Consider the following 3,352-nt stretch of genomic DNA (forward strand, 5'->3'; position numbering starts at 1 on the left):
GTATATCACTCTTGCTAAAGTGAATCTACCTATATTATCTTAACATAAAAAATAATCAGAACACTGTTATTGAGAAAAACAGCATAAAGATTATTTTTCCAAATAAAACTCTAATTAATCATATGTCAATGTATATATAAAATTCAACCATTAAATAATGGAGTTTAAAAATGCCAACACATGATACTCGTGAAAAAACAATTAAAAGAACTCGTTCCAGAGATAAAAATTCAAATATGACCATATTAGATACATTACATCTGGAACTTCCTGATAAAAAAGCGATAGTGTCAACCGATAAAAATTTAAAAAAGGATCTTTATTCTACAATATTTACTGAGAAAACGAGAGAAATCATTAATAATAATGATGTAAATTATTTAAAAAAAACCGCTGCTCATGCAGGATATGAGATTGGAGATATAAAAGAATCTAATTATAAATATAAAGACGGATTTGTTAACCTAAAAGACAATAATAAAAACTTAGCAGATGGCAAGCTATTTCCTGGTATTGAACTAATAAAAAGACCGACTATGTCAATATCAATGAAAAAGATTGAAGAAAATAAAGAAGCTGAAAAAAACAAGGAAGTTAAGAAGAAAAATAAAAAAGGAGAGAAAAAAGGACAAAAAAAAGAAGATAAAAAAACCATGATCGAAAACTATATTAAGAACAATAAAAAAATTTCAGATATGCAAGAACTTAATAAGTTATTTATTAATAACACTTTAATGGAGAAAGAAAAAGAAGAAGAAGAAGAAAAAAAATGGAAAATTCTACTGCGATTTACAAATGAAGCGAATTGTTACGAGATCAATAATATTGAAGACTTTATTTCTGGGATCAAGGATATGTATACAGAAGCAAAAAAAACTTTACATCCAATAACAGAATCCCTAATTAGAGATCATCTCACTAAAAATGAAAACATATTACCCACGATGGCGGGTATTGCTGGTTTGCATGCAGAGGTACTATCACTTAATGATTTATTCATTTCATGCGATGAAAATAATAATAGATCTGCTAGCAACAACATCAAGGATTATATGAAAGATATATTGAAATCATCCATCTTTACACAGCGACTGACAACAGAACAAGCCGGGGATGCTTTTGCTGCTTGCCATAATTGCTCTGGGATATTGTCATCTCCAATCAATGTTATTACCGGAAAAGTGACAAGTGCAGGAAGTAATTTTTCATTAACATTATCTCGATATGAAACGTCGCAAGAATCTCCAATATAAAACAGTATTTGATTAAATAAACGATTTATAATGGCACCTTGTTTGGAAACAAAGTGCCATTATGTCAATAAATCTTATATCTCATCATCATGAAATATAAAATAAGTTACATCACAACAACTCTTGATACTTATTTAGTATATACGCGCTGAATTAAAGCTAAAATCTCATGACTATTTTAACATCTACAAATATAACGAATAGATAAAGGGATACAATCGGGAAAGAGTTTACCTTTTCACTCATTTAAGATCCTCACCAAATCTAAGGAACATAAAATGACATTCACCTTCGATCCAACCGTATATGCTGGCACTCCCACGGTAAATGTATTGGACAACCGGGGGCTGACCGTGCGGGAAATCGTTTTCCACCGAGCCAAAGCTGGCGACGATACCGATATAAGAATTTCTCATCATCAGTATGATTTACACGGAAATCTGACCCAAAGCATTGACCCCCGCCTATATGACCTGATGCAAAAAAACAATACCGTGCAACCTAATTTCTACCGGCAATACGATCTGACAGGCACGGTACTGCGCATGATAAGCACCGATGCCGGATGTACCGTGACACTGAGAGATATTGAAGATCGCCCGGTTCTAAGCATAAACGCAACAGGTGTGACGCAGACCTGGCAATATGAAGACAACTCATTGCCTGGCCGCCTACTGTCAATCAGTGAACAATCCGCTGATGAAAAAGCTCCTCGGGTTACCGAACGTTTTATCTGGGCCGGGCATTCCCTGGCACAAAAAAACCTTAATCTGGTTGGTCAGTATATACGTCACTATGACACTACCGGGCTGAATCAACGCAGTAGCTTGTCTCTGACCGGTACGCTCCTGTCCCAGTCACTGCAATTGTTGAAAGATGATCAAATGCCTGACTGGAGCGGTGATAGCCGATCAGCCTGGCTGAATAAATTAGAGAATGATATTTACACCACACAAAACACCACTGATGCTACCGGTGCCCCTTTAATACAAATTGACGCCAAAGAAAATAGGCAACGTCTGGCGTATGATGTCACAGGGCAACTGAAAAGCAGTTGGTTAACGCTCAACGGGCAATCAGAGCAAATAATCGTCAAATCCCTGATCTATTCGGAAACAGGTCAGAAGCTGCGTGAAGAGCATGGTAACGGCGTCGCTACGAAATATTATTATGAACCAGAAACCCAACGATTAACCAATATCATCATCCAACGCCCGAAAAAGTTCGCCTTTAGTGAGCAACTACTACAAGCTTTACGCTATGAATATGACCCAGTAGGCAATGTGGTCAATATTCATAATAGTGCCGAGGCAAGCCGCTTCTGGCGTAATCAGAAAGTGACAGCCAAAAACACCTACACCTACGACTCCTTATATCAGCTCATCGAATCTACCGGCCGCGAGGCAGCAAATATTAGTCAGCAAAGTCGCCGATTTTCCACACTCATCGACCCTCTTTCCTCTGATGACAATATCTACACCAAATATGTTCGTACCTACCGTTATGACTGGAGTAATAACCTGACACAAATCCAACATAGCTCCGTAGCTACCCAGAATACTTATACTAAAGAAATCACCGTATCCAACCGTAGCAATCGGGCTATCTTGAGACAGAAGCGGCTGATGCCAGAAGATGTGGATGCTCAATTCGATGCCGGTGGACATCAGATATCGCTGCAAACGGGGCAAAACCTGAGCTGGAATCAGAGAGGTGAATTACAACAGGTCACAATGATCGACCGTAACCATAGCACGGCAGATAAAGAATGGTACCGCTACAGCGCAAATGCAATGCGGGTGCTAAAAGTCAGTGAACAACAGACAGCTAACAGCACACAGCAACAACGGGTGGTTTACCTGCCCGGACTGGAACTGCGGACAACAAAATCAGGTACAAAAACAACCGAAAACCTACAAGTGATCACAATTGGAAAAGCAGGACACGCACAAGTGCGGGCGCTGCTCTGGGAAAAAGTCAATCCCGGTGATAAAGACAGGGATCAGATACGTTACAGTTATGACAATTTGATTGGCAGCAGCGTGCTGGAGCTGGACGCCAAAAGCAGAATTATCAGCCGCGAAGAATATTACCCCCAA

At 38.7% G+C, this 3,352-nt stretch carries 2 protein-coding genes; both read left to right on the top strand.

Annotation, left to right across the window (positions count from 1 at the left end):
- Positions 1-170 precede the first annotated feature (170 nt).
- A complete protein-coding gene (locus ACGF7G_RS21745; protein WP_387468333.1) occupies positions 171-1,253 on the top strand; it encodes a YwqJ-related putative deaminase in 1,083 nt (360 codons plus the stop codon).
- A 278-nt stretch (positions 1,254-1,531) separates the two neighbouring features.
- Positions 1,532-3,352, top strand: a 1,821-nt coding sequence (locus tag ACGF7G_RS21750; RefSeq protein ID WP_387468334.1) for a toxin, incomplete at its 3' end; no start/stop codon positions are given.

Origin of the sequence: Photorhabdus sp. RM323S, assembly GCF_042879375.1 — a bacterium.
In the GTDB taxonomy this organism is placed as follows: domain Bacteria; phylum Pseudomonadota; class Gammaproteobacteria; order Enterobacterales; family Enterobacteriaceae; genus Photorhabdus; species Photorhabdus tasmaniensis.